Below are 17156 nucleotides of genomic sequence, written 5' to 3' on the forward strand. Positions count from 1 at the left end.
CCGACGAAGATTTGTTCCTCCGCGCGATGGGTGCCTTATTCCCGGCTGCGAAAAGCGGTGTTCTGCACCACGAAGACGATCAGCAAGGGCAACGCCACGCCGATTGCCGTCACGGTCAGCAAGAGCCAGCCAAGCTCGCTGTAGTCTGCGGCCACGGTTACGGCACCCGTGTCACGGTCGGTCACTTGCCGGCTGACCAGATAGACCTCGTTAAGATATTTCGTGCCGAGGTTCGACGCCGAAAGCGCAAGATTCGTGAAAGACGCCATCACCGCGAAGAATGTGGCCTTGAGTTCACGCGGGGCGTTCCTCGCGATCCACGCAAGCATCGGTATCATCGCGACCTGTCCCAGCGGGCTTTCCACTGCTGTGTCAAGAATAGCGATGAACCGCGCGTCCACGATGCCTGCGGTGACGGCGGCGGTCCAGTTCTGAACTCCGTAGTAAAGTCCGATATTGGGCAGCATCAGAACGCCGCCCAGAAGCGTCAGCACGACGACGATCCAGACGATGGATTTGCGCGCCATCATGGGGCGCAAAAGGACGATGACCACCAGCGTCATGACCGACGTGATCAGCGACAGGATAGACTGGAACTGCTGATCGAAGCCCAGCACGTCGATCTGGAACCACGTCTGCCCCTGGCCTGGCCCGGGAATTGCGCGAAAGACGAAAATGATGATCGCCGTTCCAACAAGGGTGCGGGCCTGGGGGCGCGGCAGGACCTCGACAAGCTGGCGCATGAGCAGCAAAACGATGCTCATCGACCCGACGAAGATGATCTCTTGCCCGTAGGGCACCTGCCCCAACCCGACGATCAGCGACAGCGCGACAAAGGCGCCGCCGCCGCCGAAGTACCACCAGTTGGGCGTTGTCTCGGTCGGCGGTGGCAACTCGGCGCTTTGCGCGCCGAAGCGGCGCAGCAGCCCCGCGAGCACCACGCCACTGACCGACAGGGCGGGAATGATCAGGGCCGTAAAATAGATGCGCGCGTAAATGTCGGCCTTGGCGGCCTGATCCATCGCCTCGATCCCGGAAAACATCCAGATATTGATCACCGCCACCGCCACGGTGCCACCGATCAGCGCGAAGCGCCCCAGCGTCTGCATCGTGGTGTGCAGCGCCTTGGACTGGTCTTCGGGAATTTCCGCACCCAATTCGTCGTAAAGCGGCACCGCCTCGACGCTCATCGCGTCCGCCACCGCGTCCTGAAGCACCAGACCGCAGGGCGCGAGGATGTAGCTGGCCACATACCAGGACCCGATCGGCATGATCGCCTGCATCATCTCGGTCTGCGTAATGGCGAAATACATGATCATCACGCTGGCCGCGACGCATCCGGCGCCCAGCCAGATCAGAAGCCATTTCCATTTCCAGATGATGTCCACCAAGTGTCCCAGCGGCATCTTGAGCGCCCAGGGAATACCAGCCCAAAACACCAGCCCGGCCAGAAAGGCAGCCGAGAAATCGAGATATTCCTTGACGTAGAATGTCCCGACGATGGCTGTCAGGCCCGACGCTCCGGCGGCGAAATAGACCATGAGAGGCGGCAGGAAAGACCAGCGCATCTGGCGGGCCAACTCGAAGACAACCGCGTCAAGAAAGGTATGAACCGCCCGGATCATGGGTCTCTCCCGCCTTCCGCGCCTAAAGAATGTCCAGTACCGCTTCGGGCGGGCGACCGATTGCGGCCCGGTCCTTTGCGAAAACGATCGGGCGCTCGATCAGGATCGGGTGCTCTGCCATGGCCGAGATCAGCCGATCGTCAGGATCATGCTCCGAAAGTCCCAACTCTTTCCAGGCCTTCTCGCCGCGCCGCATCATGCCGGACACTCCGAGCCCAAGCTTCTCGGCGGCTTCGCGCAGTTCGGCCTCGTCGGGCGCATCTTCGAGATACTTGCGCACCTCCGGTTCCACGCCCTTCTCCTGAAGCAACGCGAGGGTTTGCCGTGATTTCGAACAGCGCGGATTGTGCCAGATCACCGTCAGAGCCATGCGTCTCTCTCCTTGCCGACTGCCTGCGCCACATTGTCGAACCCGTCGCGGTCGAGCAAGCGGTCGAGCCCCCGCGCGATGCGCGGCACGAGCCCGATCCCCTCGTAGACCAGTGCGGAGTAAAGCTGCACCGCGCTGGCGCCCGCCTTGATCTTGGCGTAGGCATCTTCCGGCGAACCTATGCCACCCACACCGACAAGCGGCAGCTTTCCCTCGGTCAGCTGGCTGAGCCGCGCCAGCACCCGAGTGGATTTTTCAAAGAGCGGCGCACCGGAAAGTCCGCCGCCCTCGTCCCGCATCTGGCTTTGCAAGCCGTCCCGGTCCAGCGTCGTGTTGGTCGCGATGATCGCCGACACGCCCGACGCTTGCGCCACCTCGGCCACGTCGCCAAGGGCGGTGTCGTCAAGATCCGGCGCGATCTTGAGAAAGACCGGGATAGGCCTTTCCAGCCAGTCCCGCGCCTCCATCACGCCCTTGAGCAGTGCGGACAGCGCTGCGGCGCCCTGCAGGTCGCGCAGCTTTTCGGTGTTCGGCGAGGAGACGTTGACGGTAGCGAAATCGAGAAAGGGCCCGCAGCGCGCCAGCACACGCGCGAAATCCTCCGCCCGGTCGGCGCTGTCCTTGTTGGCCCCGAGATTGAGGCCGATCACCGCATCGCGCGGACGTTTGGCAAGGCGCGCGCAAACGGCCTCCATGCCCTCGTTGTTGAAACCGAAGCGGTTGATCACCGCGCGATCCTCGCTCAGCCGGAAGAGACGCGGACGCGGGTTACCCGGCTGGGGCCGTGGTGTGACTGCCCCGGCTTCGAGAAAGCCGAAGCCGGCCCGGCTGAGCGCCGAAAGCGCCACCGCGTTCTTGTCGAATCCCGCCGCAAGCCCGACGGGGTTGGGAAGGCGCAGACCGGCGAGTTCGCAGTGCAGGCGCGGGCCGCTGACCAGCCCTGGCAAAGGCACGAGACCCGCCTTGAGCCCCATCAGCGCAGCCCCGTGCGCGCGTTCGGGCTCCAGCCGGTGCAACAGCGCGAGGCCCAGACGCTCGGGCAGGGTCATGACAGGCCCGGCGGAAAGCGATGCACGCCGTCCTCAAGCGGCAACGGCTGTGCCCAAGCGACGTCTTTCATGTGCAAAGAACGGTAAAGATGCGGAAAGAGCGCACCGCCGCGCGACGGCTCCCAGCGCAGGTCGTCGCCAAGCCTGTCGCTTTCGACAGCCAGAAGCATCAGCCCGTCCTGACCACCGAAATGCTTCGCTGCAGTCTCGGGCGCCTGTTCCGGAGTCGACAGGTGAATGAATCCGTCGGCGAGGTCGACCGGCGCACCGGCACTGTGGCCGTCGCGGCGCAGTGCCTGCCATTCGTCTTGTCGGAAAATCTTGAGGATCAGCATGAGATCGTGATGCCGTGCGCGCCGGATGCGGTCAAGCGCTTTGGCAGGGCCGGACGGCCATCGAGTGTTTCGGCCAAGAAGAACATCTCCTGGTCTTGCATCGGCAGGGGCGGCGCTTATCCTGCGCGCCATGAGCGAGGTGCGCGATCAGTACGAAGCCTATCCCTATCCCGCGCGCGACCCGCGGGATGAGCAGACCCGGCTGATCACCGGCTCGCCTTCGCTGCCGCAGGAGATCGACCACTATGTCTTCGGCGGACAGCGCGACTGGTCGAAGCCGTTGCGCATTCTCGTGGCGGGCGGCGGTACCGGCGACGGGCTAATCCAGCTGACCGCGCTTCTGACGCGGTACGGCAAACCATACGAGGCCACCTATATCGACCTGTCGCGCGCATCGCGCGAGGTTGCGGAGGCGAGAGCGAAAACGCGGGGGCTGACCGGCATCACGTTTCAGACCGGCTCCCTTCTCGAGGCGGCAGCCATGGGGCCTTTCGATTACATTGATTGCTGTGGCGTATTGCACCACCTGCCGGAGCCGGAGGCCGGTTTCGCGGCGTTGCGGGACGCGCTGGCGCCCGGCGGGGGTATGGGATTCATGGTCTACGCCCCTTACGGCCGATCGGGCGTCTATCCTTTGCAGGCCGCATTCGGTACGCTTTTTGCAGGCCAACCGCCCGAGGCGCGGCTGAAGGCGGCGCGCGCGCTTTTCGCGCGGCTGCCCGATGGGCATCCTTTCAAGTGCAATCCCAACCTAAACGACCACGAAGCGGGCGAAGCAGGGTTCTACGACCTGCTTCTGCATAGCCAGGACCGGGCGTTCGATGTCGGCACGTTGGTCGAGACGCTGACGCGCACCGGCTGGGCGCTGTCGGGTTTCACCCTGCCCGTGTTGTACGATCTTTCGCGGCTCGTCCCCGTCCCGGACCACATCGATCCGGTCACGGCAATGGCCCTCGCCGAACAGCTTCACGGGACGATCCGCACGCATACCGGCTACGCCGTGGCGCTGGAGGACGCCCGCACGCCTGCCAGCGGGCGAAATCGCGCGCTGGTGCCGCAGCTCAAGGGCGTCGATGCCGCAGCCCTGGCGCGGGCGGCGGCGACGGGTCAAACGCCGAAGCTCGACACGGACGGAATCACGGGACGTCTCAGCCTGCCGCGTGACGCCGCGCACCTGATCGCGGCGGTTGACGGTCGGCGCAGCCTGGCCGAGATCGCCAAAGGCACGGGCATGGATCCGATGGCCTTCGGCGCGCTCTGGTCCAAGGTCGAGGCCGCCCTCCTGCCTTGGGGCCTGCTGCTTTACTCGGGCGTGCTGCGCTGATGTGCGGACGCTTCGCGATTACCATGCCCAATGACGCGATGGCGCAGCTTTTCCGGGCCGCACCTGCCAACGCCCTGCCCGAGGTGCCGAATTTCAATGTCTGTCCCACCACGCAAGTGCATGTCGTGACATCGGAGGTCAATGCGCGGCGTCTAGGGTCCATGCGTTGGGGATTCGTGCCGCAATGGTACAAGACCCCGACCGATGGCCCGTTGCTTATCAATGCGCGCGCGGAGACGGTGGCGGACAAGGCCGCCTTCAAGGCGGCTGTGCGCACAAGGCGCTGCCTGATTCCCGCGACCGGGTTTTACGAATGGACCAAAGACGCCGATGGCAATCGCCTGCCATGGTACATCTATCCCAAGGACGGTGATCTGCTGGCCTTCGCCGGGATCTGGCAGGTCTGGGACAAGGGCGAGGAACCGATGCAGACCTGCGCCATCGTGACGACGGCAGCGAACACGGCGATGTCGAAGATCCATCACCGGATGCCCGTGGTGGTGACCGAGGCGGACTGGCCGCTCTGGCTGGGCGAGGCCGGGCACGGGGCGGCGCGGCTGATGCAGGCGGCGCCCGAGGATGCAATGGCGTTGCACAGAGTTGGCCGCACGGTCAATTCCAATCGCGCAAGCGGGCCACAGCTCATCGAACCGCTCGAGGATCAGGAAGCGTCACCAAACTCCTGAGGCAGACGCCGACGCGCCGCGCCGCAAGCGCGCGCGCCATTGCGTAAGGTCATCACCGAAGGCGCGGAAAGATCACGCAAATGCAGGGATTTCACGTCCGCCATCCGCAGATAACGACGGGCGGCGGGGCCGTAGTCGCGCTTGCCCTGGTGCAGAAGCAGACCATGCATCGCGACGAGCAGATCGGCCCGGCCCGTGGGCGGCATCATGCGCAGGGCCATTGGGCCGGGATATAGGCTTTCGGCCCAGACGCCGTTCGCAAGGATCACCTGATGGCGATCCAGAAGCAGGTGGTAATAGCGCAACATCCGCACGCCGCGCGCAATCCGGACTGTGCCGCCGCGCATACGGGCGAGATGCGTGGCGCGAATAAAAACCTCTTCCTTGCTCGCGGGACAGTACATCAGAAGGCCATGCTGAGCCGAAACAAGCAGATCGCGCTCGGCCCCGAAACATCCCTTGCGCAGCCGAACCGGCCGGCAGCCGGGATCGCGCGACATACGCGCCGTGTCGACATTGGTACTACCGACCCATTGCACCGTCTGTGGCCTGGCATCGCGTGTCAGCACCGCCATTCCGGGCCTGAGATCCTCGATCGCGCAAGCTCCGCCGGGGACCGAAATACGTGTGCCCTTAGCAAAGCAGACCACGCCCGTATTCTCCGCGGTGAAAGAGGTATTGTCCGCGCTCGCACCTGAAAAGGTGAGGCTTTCACCGCCGAATTGCGTATTGTCCGAGTAATCGACCGATCGGCCCTTGGTATCGGTGGTGTTGGATTGATTGAGCACGCCATCGTCGGCCTGATCGGCGTAAAGCTCTGACAGATTGTCGTAGAAACCGCTGAGGTTGATGAAATCGTTATTGGACGCGTCACCGTCCGAAATCGTGCCCGTCGTGCCGAAATTGAAATCGGTGATCGTGTCGGATCCGTCACCCGGATCATAGACAAACAAGTCATCGCCCGTACCGCCTGTCAGGGTGTCATTGCCCGTGCCCCCGGTCAGGATGTCGTCGCCACCGCGCCCGTCGATCAGGTCATCGCCCGCGCCGCCGTCGAGAATGTTGCTGATGCCGCGCCCGTCGAAGGTGCCGTCATAGCCTGTGAGCGTGTCGTTGAAGTCTGAACCTTCGACATCTTCGATATTCGCGATGACGTCGCCCTGCGCATCGCCGCCCGAGGCGGTGAAGGTGTCGAGATTGACGTTCACCGCTGCGCCGGACGCGGAATAATCCAGCTTGTCGCTGCCAGCGTTGCCATCGAACGTGTCGGCCCCTGCGCCGCCGACGAAAGTGTCGTCGCCCGCCCCGCCACTCACGGAATCCGCGCCGGCACCTGCGTCGATCAGATCATCGCCGTCCCCGGCTTCGATCGTGTCGGCGCCCGCGCCGGTTTCGATTGTATCGTCGCCCGACCCAGCAAGTACATAGTCGTCGCCGGACCCGATCTGGTTGCCTTGCGCATCGACGAACCCGGCGCCGATGCTGTCGGCGCCAGCGGTGCCATCGACCGGCTCGATGAAGTCGCCCGGATCGCGATCCGCGCCGAAATTCGCATCGTTGGAGAATACGCTGTCGAGCGAAATGGATTGGATTGGCGCGGCTTCGAGGCTGTCCTGACTGGCGTTCTGCGTCAGGCGTGGCGCGAGATAGGTGTTGCCTGCGGTATCCTGGATGATGACAGCCGTGATCGTTGCGGTCGTGCCGTCGATATAGGTGATGGTCGCGGTATAGGCCGCAACCGCGTCGAATGTCTGAAGCGCGCCGCCATCAATTCGGAACGTGTCGTTCGAGATGGTGTTGTCCGTGTCGTAATTGGCCGGATCGCCACCGCTGAAAGATCCCGGCGTCAATTGCTGCACTTGCTGATGCAAGGGCGCGCCAGCTGAGCCGTAGGTGCCGAGGATCGCGCCGGCATTCCCGGCGACGGTATTGCCCTCGGTAGGATCTATGCTGGCAAGATTGCCAAGAGAAATGACGTTGAACGTCGTGGCCATAACGGAAGTCCCTGCCCGGCGCTGACCGGGCGAAAAGGTTACTGCATCCGCTCAAAGACCACGAAAAGCTGAGGAAATACTTAAATCTTGTTTTCAGTCACTGGCAGCCATAGTGCGAGCCATGTCGAGCATGCGGCACGAAAAGCCCCATTCGTTGTCGTACCAGCCGAAAACCCGCGCCAGGCCTCCGCAAGAGACCGAGGTTTCCGGCCCGACCATGACGATGGATTCCGACCGCCCGCGCAGATCCGAACTGACCAACGGTGCCTCGGTCCAGCCAAAGACCTTGCCGGATGTGGCCGCGTCACGCAAAAGCGCGTTGATCTCAGCCCCGGACGGGCGGTCGCGCAGATCGACGGTAAAGTCGATGCAACTGACGCTTGCCGTGGGCACACGAACGGCGCGCGCCTCGATCCGGCCGGCAAGATGAGGCAAAACAAGGCCGGTCTGATGCTGTGCGCTGGTGGTCGTGGGCACCATCGACAGGGCCGCCGCACGGCTTCGTTCAGGCGCGGCGCGAGGCTTGTCCACGGTCGGTTGGCTGCCTGTGTAGCAGTGCACCGTCGTCATCTGGCCGCTTTGCAAGCCGAAGGCCTCGTCGAGCAGGCGCGCCAGCGGGGCCAGGGCATTGGTGGTGCAGGACGCGTTCGACACGATCGCCTCGCCGGCGTAGCTGTCGGCATTGGCCCCCAAGACCAGCGTCACATCAGCCTCGGCAGACGGCCCGGACACCAGCACCTTGCGCGCGCCCGCCGCGATGCCACGTTCGGCCATGGCGCGCTTGCCGCCCATGCCGGTGCATTCCAGCACAATATCCACGCCGTTGAGGTCGAGGGCGCGAATATCCTTTTCCGCATGAAAGGGGATGCGGCGCGCGCCGACCTGCAGAACACCGTCTTCGCCGCGCACCTCTTCGGGCCACGGTCCGAAGACGCTGTCATACTGAAAAAGATAGGCGCAGGTCGACAGCGGCTCGATCTCGTTGATGCAGACCAGTTCAAACTCTGGCGCGTCGCGCAGAAGGATCCGCAGAAGGGTGCGGCCGATCCGGCCAAAGCCATTGATCGCGATGCGGATAGGGGGCTGAGACATGGGACCTCCTGCGCCGAAAACTGCCCTTGGCCCAGACACATACCGCCACACGCCGCGAATTCCAGCGCAGAATTCAGAATTTGATCAAATTGAGCTCGCCACGCTACGCTCGAGGCTTGGATAGCGCAGTCCAAGCGTGATGCCGCGGGCCACGAAGCTGATCAACAGCGACAGCCATAAGCCATGGTTGCCCAGCAACGGCACCAGCGTCACGACCGACATAATATAGATGACCAGACTGATCGCCATCATATTGCGCATGTCCCTTGCCCGCGTCGCGCCGATGAAGATTCCGTCGAGCATCCACGAGGCCAGACCCAGCGCCGGGGCAAAAACCATGTAAACAAGATAGACACGCGCCGCCTCCCGCACGCCTTCGGCGGTCGTCATCAGGTCGATGATGGTCCGTCCGAAAACAGCGAAGACCGCACAAAGGCCCAGCGTGATGATACCGCCCCACAGACAGGCAAGAAGCGCCCCGCGCCTGAGGCGGGCACGGTCACCCCGACCAAAGGCCTGCCCGACCAGCGCCTCGGCGGCGAAGGCGAAGCCATCGAGGGCGTAGGCGGTGATATGCAGGAATTGCAGCAAGACCTGATTGGCGGCGAGCGTCACGTCGCCGAAATCGCCGCCGATGAAGAGAAATGACACGAAGATCCCCTGCAGCATGAGCGAGCGCAGCAGGATGTCGCGGTTCACCGCAATCATCTCGCGAAGGCGGGGGGCGTGGAAGACGCGTGGCCAGTCGCGCCAGGCGGGCACGCGAAACGCCGCGCGGCAAAGCCAGAGGCCCAACAGAAGCCCCGACCATTCCGCGATGAAGGTGGCCCAGGCGACGCCGGTGACGCCCCAGTCGAGGCCCAACACGAACCACAGGTCCAGAAGGATGTTGATGCCGTTCATCGCCACCTGCTGCACCAGAACGGCGGTGGTGCGTTCCTGCGCGATGAGCCAGCCGGTCACGCCGTAAAGCGCGATGATGGCCGGTGCGCTCCAAACGCGGATTTGCATATAGTCGCGCGCCAGAGCCTCGACCTCGGCGCTGGCGGGCGAAACGAGGAATGCGCCGCGAAAGAGGAGCGACTGCAAAGCGATGACCGCAATACCTCCCGCCAGCCCGATCATCAGCGCGCGGGTGAGCATGGCTGCGACCTCGCCTGTCTGCCCTGCCCCATGGGCCTGACTGGTCAGGCCAGTGGTGCCCATGCGCAAAAAGCCGAAAACCCAGTAGAGCGCGCTGAGGATAATGGCACCGATGCCCACCGCGCCGATGGGCACGGCCTCTCCCATCTGGCCGACCACGGCGGTATCGACGGTGCCGAGGATCGGGACGGTGGCGTTCGACAGCACAATGGGGATCGAGATGGCAAGGACCCGGCGGTGCGTGATCGGCGCCGAGGGCGGCGGGATATCAGCCATCGCGGCGGGGCATGACGAAATGCGCCGTGGCCTGCGCGAAGGGGCGTGCACGGTTGTCCTGCCATGCCTCGACCTTGACCGAGGCATATCGGCGTCCCGAACGCGTCACCTGCGCGCGGGCATAGGCATCGCGCGGCAGGCCCGATCGAAGGTAATCCACGGTGAAGTCGATGGTCTTGGGCAGGCGCGGAAGGGTGCCCGCCACCAGAGTGTCGGGGTCCAGCTTACCGCTTTCGATATCGTCCCAGAGCATCGCCCAGCTCAGGCCGATGATGGCCGTAACTTCCAGAAATGCCGCTGTCGCGCCGCCATGCAGCGCAGGCAGGAGAGGATTGCCGATCAGCTTTTCGTCGAAGGGCATGATCGCGGTCAGTTCATCGCCGCGGCGGTCGAATTCGATGCCCAGAAAGTTGATGTAGGGCACGCCCGTGACCAGCGCGTGGAGCGCCGCATCGCGGCGTTGCTTGACCACCTGCACCGGATCGGGGGGTCTTCGGCTCATGGCTCGCTCTCCACCGTGAAGCTTCCGGTGGCCTGCGCGACGGGCCGGCTTTCGTCATCGTCCATCGCGGTTGCCCGCAAGAACGCCACGGAGCGCGTGATATGATAGCATTCGGCCCGCGCACGGATCTTCTGGCCCGGTGTCGCGGGACGCATGTAGTCGATACGTAAATCTATCGTGGCCGTGCCGCCGGGCGAATTGGGATGGCTCATCGCCGCCGCGCCGCAACATGTGTCCATCAGGGCGGAAACCGCCCCGCCATGGATCACCCCGGTTTCGGGATCGCCCACGAAGCGTTCGTCGTAGGCCATCTCGATTTCCGCCGTTCCTTCGCCGACGTCAGTCAATTGCATGCCCAGCGCGCGGGAATGCGGGATCGCCCCGATGAACTGTTCGGCTATCTTCTTTTTGTCCATGCCCTGCTCCGGCCTGAAATTCGCGGCCTTTATGGGCCTGAATGCGCGAAAGCTGCAAGGGTACCTGTTGCCCTGCTCTTGTGACTTAAATAGAATTTCGCCATGGGAGGGACCGCTATGGCTGAACAGCGTTTGTCGTTCAAGGAGATGTGCGCGAAGTTCGATGTGACGCCGCGCACCCTTCGGTACTACGAGTATATTGAGCTGATCAGCCCCGAGCGCGACGGTCGGTCTCGTTTCTACGGCCCCAAGGAGGTCGCGCGCATGACCCTGATCCTGCGCGGTCGCCGGTGGGGCTTCGCCCTTGAAGAGATCCGCCAATGGCTGCTGATCTACGAGGAAAAAGGCACCGATGCACAGCTCAGGGAGTGGATCACGCTGGCCGATCGACAGCTGGCCGATCTGAACGAGCAAAAGGCCCAGCTTGAACAATCGATTTCCGAACTGACCGAGATGCGCGACGCCACTGCCCGCTCTGTCGACTGAGCGATTCCGTTCGCCGACGGTCGAAAAGGCGAAAGCTTCAAGTTACAAAATTAGGCAAAAACACGCTTTACCTTGCCTTATCTTACGTCAACTCAAAAGTGACGCGACGTACCTGTTACGTCAAGCTGGTTATCTGTTGTAACGAAAGAACAACGCTTCCAGATAGGCTGCGAGTTCACACCGGACAGCGAGCCAGACCATGAGTAACGAAACCATGACCATCCGCGAAATGTGCGATGCCTTCGACGTGACGCCGCGCACGCTGCGCTTTTACGAAAGCAAGGAACTGCTCTTTCCCGAGCGCCGTGGCCAAAAACGGCTTTTCACCAAGCGCGACCGCGCGCGGCTCAAGCTTATTCTGCGCGGCAAGCGCTTCGGCTTCAGCCTTGAAGAAATCCGTCAGCTGCTGGACCTGTATTACAAGGGCGACCAGCAACTGACCCAGTTGACGCAGACCTACGAGCTTGCCCAGCAGCGCCTGAACGACCTCTTGCGCCAGCGTGACGAGCTTAACGCCGCCATCACGGATCTGAAGGACCAGATGAAGTGGGGGGAAAAGATGATCGCCTCGCTTCGCCAGACACCAAAGGCCGCCGAGTAACCGGCCAGACCCATTCGACGTTTTACGGGAGGATAAAGATGCCCAGCTACACCGCACCCACGAAAGACATGCAGTTCATTCTGCACGACGTCCTGAAAGTGAGCCAGACCGACACGCCCGGATATGCCGAGCTTGAGCCCGATTTCACCGGTGCGGTTCTGGAAGAGGCCGGCAAGATCGCCTCGGAAGTGCTCGCCCCGCTCAATGCGGTGGGCGACACCGAAGGCTGCACGCTGGAAAACGGCGTCGTGCGCACGCCCACCGGCTTCAAGGAGGCCTTCGACCAGGTGCGCGACGGCGGCTGGACCGCACTTGATCTGCCCGAGGAATATGGCGGGCAGAACATGCCCTATATCATCTACACCGCCGTGGGCGAGATTTCTTCCGCCGCAAACCAGGCGTTCACCATGTATCAGGGCCTGACACATGGGGCGGCCTCGGCGATACTGGCACACGGGTCGGAAGATCAGAAGTCCACGTATCTGCCGAAAATGGCCTCCTGCGAATGGACCGGCACCATGAATCTGACCGAGCCGCATTGCGGCACCGACCTTGGCCTGATGCGCACCAAGGCCGAGCCACAGGCCGACGGCAGCTTCAAGATTTCGGGACAGAAGATCTTCATCTCGTCGGGCGAGCACGACATGGCCGACAACATCATCCACCTGGTGCTGGCCAAGATCCCCGGCGGCCCCGAGGGCATCAAGGGTGTAAGCCTTTTCATCGTGCCGAAATTCATCGTCAAGGAAGACGGCACACTGGGCGAGCGCAACGGCGTGTCCTGCGGCAAGCTCGAAGAGAAGATGGGGATTCACGGCAATTCGACCTGCGTGATGAACTATGACGAGGCCACGGGCTATCTTCTGGGTGAAGAGCACAAGGGCATGCGCGCGATGTTCACCATGATGAACGAAGCGCGGATCGGCGTGGGCATGCAGGGCGTGGCACAGGCCGACGTCGCCTATCAGAACGCGCTGGCCTATGCCAAGGACCGCCTGCAGGGCCGCGATGTGACGGGCGCGAAAAACCCTGATGGCCCGGCAGATCCCCTGATCGTGCATCCCGATATCCGCCGGGCGCTGCTGGACCAGAAAAGCTTTGTCGAGGGCGCGCGCGCCTTCCTGCTCTGGGGTAGCCAGATGATCGACCAGAGCCACCGCGGCAAGGACGCCGCCGCAGAGGGCATCGTCAGCCTGCTGACGCCGATCATCAAAGGCTTCCTGACCGATGAGGGCTTCGACATGACGATCCGCGCCCAGCAGGTCTACGGCGGGCACGGCTATATCGAGGAATGGGGCATGTCCCAGTTCGCACGCGACGCCCGGATCGCCATGATCTACGAAGGTGCCAATGGCGTGCAGGCGCTGGACCTCGTGGGCCGCAAGCTGCCGCAGGATGGCGGCAAGCACGTCATGGCCTTCTTTGAAATGGTGAAGGCTTTCCTGAAGGACAACGAGGGCAACGAAGCGCTCAAGGCCGATTTCCTCGACCCGCTCAAGGCGGCCTCTAAAGATCTGCAGCAGGCGGCGATGTTCTTCATGCAGAACGGAATGAAGAACCCCAATGCCGCGCTTGCGGGCTCTTACGACTTCATGCATCTCTTCGGTCACGTCTGCCTCGGCCTGATGTGGGCGCAGATGGCCAAGGCCGCGCATGAGGGGATCGAGGCCGGAGAGGGCGATACGCGCTTCTACCAGTCGAAGATCAAAACCGGGCGCTATTACATGAAGCGCCGCCTGCCCGCGACCGCGATGCACCTTGCGCGCATCGAAAGCGGCGCGGAGCCTGTGATGGAGCTGGAAGACGAGCTGTTCTGAAGATGACCAAGCCGGTGGGCCGCGCTGAAGCACGGCCTACGGGCGCCTTTGTCACGACGGGAGGGATCATGCCGAAACGTTTTCGCCTGACACGCCGGTTCAACGCGGCGATGACCGAGGATGGCTATCGTCGCCTGCGCCGTTTTGCGCAGGAGGCGGGGCTCGATGAGGGCGAGGCGCTGTCGTTCCTCTTTGAGAATTTCGACAGCGTGATCGACGAGGACACGTTTGGCCACAGGCTCCGGATCTTCAATTCCGAGCTGGACGAGCGCAAGAAGTAAAGGGAGGCCCTGCCATGGCTGGCTGGATGACGGACGAGCACCAGATGCTGGGCGAGATGACGGCGAAGTTCATCACCGATGAATGGGCGCCGCATTTCGATCGCTGGCGGAAGGCCGGCATCATGGACCGCGAGATCTGGCAACAGGCCGGTGAGCTCGGCCTGCTATGCCCATCGATCCCCGAGGAATACGGCGGCGCGGGTGGCGATTTCGGCCATGAGGCGGTGATCTGTATCGAACAGAGCCGCGCCAATCTCGCAAGTTGGGGCAACCCGATTCATTCCGGGATCGTGGCGCATTATATCCTCGCCTACGGCAGCGAAGAGCAGAAGAAACGCTGGCTGCCCAAAATGGCCTCGGGCGAGTTGGTGGGCGCGCTGGCCATGACCGAGCCCGGCGCGGGATCGGACCTGCAGGGAATGAAGACCAGGGCCATCCGTGACGGCAACGCGTATCGGCTGTCGGGGCAGAAGACTTTCATCACCAATGGCCAGCATGCCGAGCTGATCATCGTCGCCGCCAAGACCGACCCCAAGGAAGGTGCCAAGGGTATCTCTCTGGTCGCCGTCGAAACGGAGGGCGCCGAGGGGTTTTCGCGCGGTCGCAACCTCGACAAGAACGGGCTGAAAGCCGGAGACACATCTGAGCTGTTTTTCGACAACGTCGAAGTGCCGCCGGAAAACATACTCGGCGGCGAAGAGGGCCGCGGGTTCTACCAGATGATGGAGCAGCTTCCGCAGGAGCGGCTAATTATCGCCTGCGGTGCGCAGGGTGCGTTGGAAGGCGGGGTGGACCGCACCATTGCCTACACCAAAGAGCGCGAAGCATTCGGCGCTCCCATATTCGACAAGTTCCAGACAATCCGCTTTACGCTGACCGAGTGCCTGACCAAGACCAAGGTCTGCCGCGCCTTTCTCGATGAGTGCATTGAGGAGCATCTGCACGGAAAGCTTAGCGTGGAGAAGGCCGCGATGGCCAAGTACTGGCTGACCGACACGCAGTTCGAGGTGCTCGATGCCTGTGTGCAGCTGCATGGCGGCTATGGCTACATGGCCGAGTATGACATCGCCGAGATGTGGGCGGACGCGCGGGTCCAGCGGATCTACGGCGGCACAAACGAGATCATGAAAGAACTGATTTCGAGGTCGCTATGAGCTGGCAGAAGACCGCAAGAGCCGTAATCGTGGGACGCCTCGGACGCGAGCATTCATGGAACAGCGAAAGACCGGTGCTTTCACCTCTCCATGAATTCACACATCCGGCGGTGGCCACGCGCGCAACGACGGGAAAACCGAAATGACGATCAAGCTTTACTGCATGGGCGAGTCGGGAAATGCCTACAAGGCGGCGCTGCCGATGGAACTCGCCGGGCTAGACTGGGAGCCCGTTTTTGTTGATTTCTTCGGCGGCGAGACACGCACGGAAGAGTTTCGAAAGCTCAACGTCATGGGCGAGGTGCCTGTGCTGGTGGATGGTGACGTCACGCTGACGCAATCGGGCGTCATGCAGATGTACGTGACCGAGAAGACCGGCAAGTTCGGCGGTAAGACGCCCGAGGAGAGCCGCGAGGTGATGCGGTGGGTCTTCTGGGATAACCACAAGCTCAGCTCTCAGGCCGGGATGACGCGGTTCCTGATGAACTTCCTGCCCGAGGAAAAGCGACCGGCGGAGGTCATTTCATTCATGCAGGGGCGGCTCAAGGCCGCTTACGCGTCGCTCGATGCACATCTCGGCGGTCGTGACTGGATTGTCGGTGATGCGATCACCAACGCCGACATGTCCTGCTGCTCTTACCTCTTTTACCCCGAGCCCTTCGGTTTCGACCGCGCGGCTTGGCCCCATATCGACCGGTGGCTTTCGAACATCGAAAACACACCCGGATGGAAACACCCCTATGACCTGATGCCCGGCAATCCGTCGGATCGGGCCTGAGAAAGGAAACAAAATGTCTGATGCCTATATCTACGACGCCGTGCGCAGCCCGCGCGGGAAAGGCCGCAAGGACGGCGCACTGCATGAAGTGACCGCCGTAAGGCTGAGTTCCGAGGTGCTAAACGCCCTCAAAGAGCGTAACGGACTGGAGGGCCACGCTGTAGAGGACGTAATCTGGGGCAACGTCACGCAGGTGATGGAACAGGGCGGGTGCCTGGCGCGGACCGCCGTACTGGCCTCGGATCTCGACGAGTCGATCCCGGGCCTTGCGATCAATCGCTTTTGCGCATCGGGCATGGAGGCCGTGAACCTGGCCGCGAACCAGGTCAAGGGCGGCGCAGGCGAAGCCTATATTGCCGGCGGCGTGGAGATGATGGGCCGTGTGGCCATGGGCAGCGACGGCGCGGCCATCGCCGTAGATCCCAGCGTGGCAATGAAAACCTACTTCGTCCCACAGGGCATCTCAGCGGACATCATCGCGACCGAGTATGGCTTCAACCGCGATCAAGCCGACGCGTTGGCCGTGGAAAGCCAGAAGCGCGCGGCGGAGGCTTGGGAGGACAAGCGCTTTGCCAAGTCGATCATCGAGGTGAAGGACCAAAACGGCCTGACGATCCTCGATCATGACGAGTACATGCGCCCGGGCACCGACATGCAGGCTTTGGGCAGCCTCAACCCCAGCTTTCAGCAAATGGGTGAGGTGATGCCCGGCTTCGATGCCGTGGCCAAGCTCAAGTACCCGCATCTCGAGAAGATCAACCATATTCACCATGCCGGGAACTCCTCGGGTATCGTGGACGGCTCTGCCGGAGTGCTGATCGGCTCCAAGGAATTCGGCGAAAAGTGGGGCCTGAAGCCGCGCGCGCGCATCCGCCAAACCTGTAAGATCGGGACAGATCCGACGATCATGCTGACCGGGCCAGTGCCCGCGACGCAGAAGATCCTTGCCGACAGCGGCATGGAGATCGGCGATATCGATCTTTTCGAGGTGAACGAGGCCTTCGCGTCGGTCGTGCTGCGCTTTATGCAAGCCTTTGACGTGGACCCCGCATTGGTGAACCCGAATGGCGGGTCGATCGCCATGGGTCACCCGCTGGGGGCCACGGGTGCCATCATCATCGGCACGCTTCTGGACGAGATGGAGCGCACCGACAAGGAAACGGGCCTTGCCACGCTTTGCATTGCGTCGGGCATGGGCGCCGCGACGATCATCGAGCGCGTGTGAGC

The 17156-nt window shown here is 62.7% G+C and carries 18 protein-coding genes; 9 read left to right on the top strand and 9 right to left on the bottom strand.

Translation table 11 applies throughout. The annotated features are described in order from the left end of the window. Window positions 1-35: 35 nt before the first annotated feature. From EZV60_RS14110 to EZV60_RS14125, 4 genes are read right to left on the bottom strand one after another with little or no spacing between them, the layout of a single operon-like run. A complete protein-coding gene (locus tag EZV60_RS14110) occupies window positions 36-1625 on the bottom strand; it encodes an MFS transporter (RefSeq protein ID WP_135506235.1) in 1590 nt (529 codons plus the stop codon). 22 nt (window positions 1626-1647) lie between these two features. After that, window positions 1648-1995, bottom strand: a complete 348-nt coding sequence (gene arsC / locus EZV60_RS14115) for an arsenate reductase (glutaredoxin) (RefSeq protein ID WP_135506236.1) — start codon at window positions 1993-1995, stop codon at window positions 1648-1650. Beyond that, the gene (locus tag EZV60_RS14120) at window positions 1986-3044 is read right to left on the bottom strand and encodes a quinone-dependent dihydroorotate dehydrogenase (RefSeq protein WP_135506237.1); all 1059 of its coding nucleotides are present in this window, start codon (window positions 3042-3044) and stop codon (window positions 1986-1988) included. Before EZV60_RS14120 ends, arsC begins: the two co-directional genes overlap by 10 nt. Next, on the bottom strand, window positions 3041-3379 hold the full coding sequence (locus tag EZV60_RS14125) for a DUF952 domain-containing protein (RefSeq protein WP_135506238.1): 339 nt from the start codon (window positions 3377-3379) through the stop codon (window positions 3041-3043). Before EZV60_RS14125 ends, EZV60_RS14120 begins: the two co-directional genes overlap by 4 nt. A gap of 130 nt (window positions 3380-3509) precedes the next feature. On the opposite strand from EZV60_RS14125, the gene EZV60_RS14130 reads away from it, so the two are divergent. Together EZV60_RS14130 and EZV60_RS14135 are read left to right on the top strand one after the other, a co-directional pair. Next, entirely contained in the window at window positions 3510-4703 is a 1194-nt protein-coding gene (locus EZV60_RS14130) for a class I SAM-dependent methyltransferase (RefSeq protein WP_135506239.1), read from the top strand. Then, on the top strand, window positions 4703-5389 hold the full coding sequence (locus EZV60_RS14135; protein ID WP_135506240.1) for an SOS response-associated peptidase: 687 nt from the start codon (window positions 4703-4705) through the stop codon (window positions 5387-5389). Before EZV60_RS14130 ends, EZV60_RS14135 begins: the two co-directional genes overlap by 1 nt. Here EZV60_RS14135 and EZV60_RS14140 read toward each other — a convergent pair. The 5 genes from EZV60_RS14140 to EZV60_RS14160 form a co-directional block, all read right to left on the bottom strand. Beyond that, entirely contained in the window at window positions 5365-7383 is a 2019-nt protein-coding gene (locus EZV60_RS14140) for a Hint domain-containing protein (RefSeq protein ID WP_135506241.1), read from the bottom strand. The genes EZV60_RS14135 and EZV60_RS14140 overlap by 25 nt on opposite strands. A gap of 93 nt (window positions 7384-7476) precedes the next feature. Beyond that, window positions 7477-8475 (bottom strand): type I glyceraldehyde-3-phosphate dehydrogenase, encoded by a 999-nt coding sequence (locus tag EZV60_RS14145; protein WP_135506242.1) that lies wholly within the window; start codon window positions 8473-8475, stop codon window positions 7477-7479. 84 nt (window positions 8476-8559) lie between these two features. Beyond that, window positions 8560-9894: an MATE family efflux transporter gene (locus tag EZV60_RS14150; protein ID WP_135506243.1), complete on the bottom strand. Its 1335-nt coding sequence runs from the start codon at window positions 9892-9894 to the stop codon at window positions 8560-8562. Further along, entirely contained in the window at window positions 9887-10396 is a 510-nt protein-coding gene (locus EZV60_RS14155; protein ID WP_135506244.1) for a PaaI family thioesterase, read from the bottom strand. The genes EZV60_RS14150 and EZV60_RS14155 overlap by 8 nt, the downstream gene beginning before the upstream one ends. Next, the gene (locus tag EZV60_RS14160; RefSeq protein ID WP_135506245.1) at window positions 10393-10812 is read right to left on the bottom strand and encodes a PaaI family thioesterase; all 420 of its coding nucleotides are present in this window, start codon (window positions 10810-10812) and stop codon (window positions 10393-10395) included. The genes EZV60_RS14155 and EZV60_RS14160 overlap by 4 nt, the downstream gene beginning before the upstream one ends. A gap of 117 nt (window positions 10813-10929) precedes the next feature. Here EZV60_RS14160 and EZV60_RS14165 point away from each other — a divergent pair, with 117 nt between their 5' ends. The 7 genes from EZV60_RS14165 (at window position 10930) to EZV60_RS14195 (ending at window position 17154) form a co-directional block, all read left to right on the top strand. Beyond that, on the top strand, window positions 10930-11298 hold the full coding sequence (locus EZV60_RS14165; protein WP_135506246.1) for a MerR family transcriptional regulator: 369 nt from the start codon (window positions 10930-10932) through the stop codon (window positions 11296-11298). A 199-nt stretch (window positions 11299-11497) separates the two neighbouring features. After that, entirely contained in the window at window positions 11498-11899 is a 402-nt protein-coding gene (locus EZV60_RS14170; RefSeq protein WP_135506247.1) for a MerR family transcriptional regulator, read from the top strand. A gap of 38 nt (window positions 11900-11937) precedes the next feature. Next, window positions 11938-13716: an acyl-CoA dehydrogenase C-terminal domain-containing protein gene (locus EZV60_RS14175; RefSeq protein WP_135506248.1), complete on the top strand. Its 1779-nt coding sequence runs from the start codon at window positions 11938-11940 to the stop codon at window positions 13714-13716. Window positions 13717-13784: 68 nt separating this feature from the next. After that, the gene (locus EZV60_RS14180) at window positions 13785-13997 is read left to right on the top strand and encodes a hypothetical protein (RefSeq protein ID WP_135506249.1); all 213 of its coding nucleotides are present in this window, start codon (window positions 13785-13787) and stop codon (window positions 13995-13997) included. 14 nt (window positions 13998-14011) lie between these two features. Next, on the top strand, window positions 14012-15151 hold the full coding sequence (locus EZV60_RS14185) for an acyl-CoA dehydrogenase family protein (RefSeq protein WP_135506250.1): 1140 nt from the start codon (window positions 14012-14014) through the stop codon (window positions 15149-15151). Between the two features lie 142 nt (window positions 15152-15293). Continuing rightward, window positions 15294-15929 carry a glutathione S-transferase family protein gene (locus tag EZV60_RS14190; protein WP_135506251.1) on the top strand — a complete coding sequence of 212 codons (636 nt, stop codon included), beginning with the start codon at window positions 15294-15296 and terminating at the stop codon, window positions 15927-15929. Window positions 15930-15942: 13 nt separating this feature from the next. Next, on the top strand, window positions 15943-17154 hold the full coding sequence (locus EZV60_RS14195) for an acetyl-CoA C-acetyltransferase (protein WP_135506252.1): 1212 nt from the start codon (window positions 15943-15945) through the stop codon (window positions 17152-17154). Window positions 17155-17156: the final 2 nt, after the last annotated feature.

Source organism: Roseovarius aestuariivivens, assembly GCF_004761875.1.
In the GTDB taxonomy this organism is placed as follows: Bacteria; Pseudomonadota; Alphaproteobacteria; order Rhodobacterales; family Rhodobacteraceae; genus Roseovarius; species Roseovarius aestuariivivens.

Excerpts from the sequence above, each read along its gene's own strand:
- EZV60_RS14120 (WP_135506237.1), bottom strand. The coding sequence starts at position 3,044 with ATGACCCTGCCCGAGCGTCTGGGCCTCGCGCTGTTGCACCGGCTGGAG.
- EZV60_RS14150 (WP_135506243.1), bottom strand. The coding sequence starts at position 9,894 with ATGGCTGATATCCCGCCGCCCTCGGCGCCGATCACGCACCGCCGGGTC.
- EZV60_RS14140 (WP_135506241.1), bottom strand. The coding sequence starts at position 7,383 with ATGGCCACGACGTTCAACGTCATTTCTCTTGGCAATCTTGCCAGCATA.
- arsC (WP_135506236.1), bottom strand. The coding sequence starts at position 1,995 with ATGGCTCTGACGGTGATCTGGCACAATCCGCGCTGTTCGAAATCACGG.
- EZV60_RS14180 (WP_135506249.1), top strand. The coding sequence starts at position 13,785 with ATGCCGAAACGTTTTCGCCTGACACGCCGGTTCAACGCGGCGATGACC.
- EZV60_RS14170 (WP_135506247.1), top strand. The coding sequence starts at position 11,498 with ATGAGTAACGAAACCATGACCATCCGCGAAATGTGCGATGCCTTCGAC.
- EZV60_RS14135 (WP_135506240.1), top strand. The coding sequence starts at position 4,703 with ATGTGCGGACGCTTCGCGATTACCATGCCCAATGACGCGATGGCGCAG.
- EZV60_RS14160 (WP_135506245.1), bottom strand. The coding sequence starts at position 10,812 with ATGGACAAAAAGAAGATAGCCGAACAGTTCATCGGGGCGATCCCGCAT.
- EZV60_RS14195 (WP_135506252.1), top strand. The coding sequence starts at position 15,943 with ATGTCTGATGCCTATATCTACGACGCCGTGCGCAGCCCGCGCGGGAAA.
- EZV60_RS14130 (WP_135506239.1), top strand. The coding sequence starts at position 3,510 with ATGAGCGAGGTGCGCGATCAGTACGAAGCCTATCCCTATCCCGCGCGC.
- EZV60_RS14145 (WP_135506242.1), bottom strand. The coding sequence starts at position 8,475 with ATGTCTCAGCCCCCTATCCGCATCGCGATCAATGGCTTTGGCCGGATC.
- EZV60_RS14125 (WP_135506238.1), bottom strand. The coding sequence starts at position 3,379 with ATGCTGATCCTCAAGATTTTCCGACAAGACGAATGGCAGGCACTGCGC.
- EZV60_RS14175 (WP_135506248.1), top strand. The coding sequence starts at position 11,938 with ATGCCCAGCTACACCGCACCCACGAAAGACATGCAGTTCATTCTGCAC.
- EZV60_RS14155 (WP_135506244.1), bottom strand. The coding sequence starts at position 10,396 with ATGAGCCGAAGACCCCCCGATCCGGTGCAGGTGGTCAAGCAACGCCGC.
- EZV60_RS14185 (WP_135506250.1), top strand. The coding sequence starts at position 14,012 with ATGGCTGGCTGGATGACGGACGAGCACCAGATGCTGGGCGAGATGACG.
- EZV60_RS14190 (WP_135506251.1), top strand. The coding sequence starts at position 15,294 with ATGACGATCAAGCTTTACTGCATGGGCGAGTCGGGAAATGCCTACAAG.
- EZV60_RS14165 (WP_135506246.1), top strand. The coding sequence starts at position 10,930 with ATGGCTGAACAGCGTTTGTCGTTCAAGGAGATGTGCGCGAAGTTCGAT.
- EZV60_RS14110 (WP_135506235.1), bottom strand. The coding sequence starts at position 1,625 with ATGATCCGGGCGGTTCATACCTTTCTTGACGCGGTTGTCTTCGAGTTG.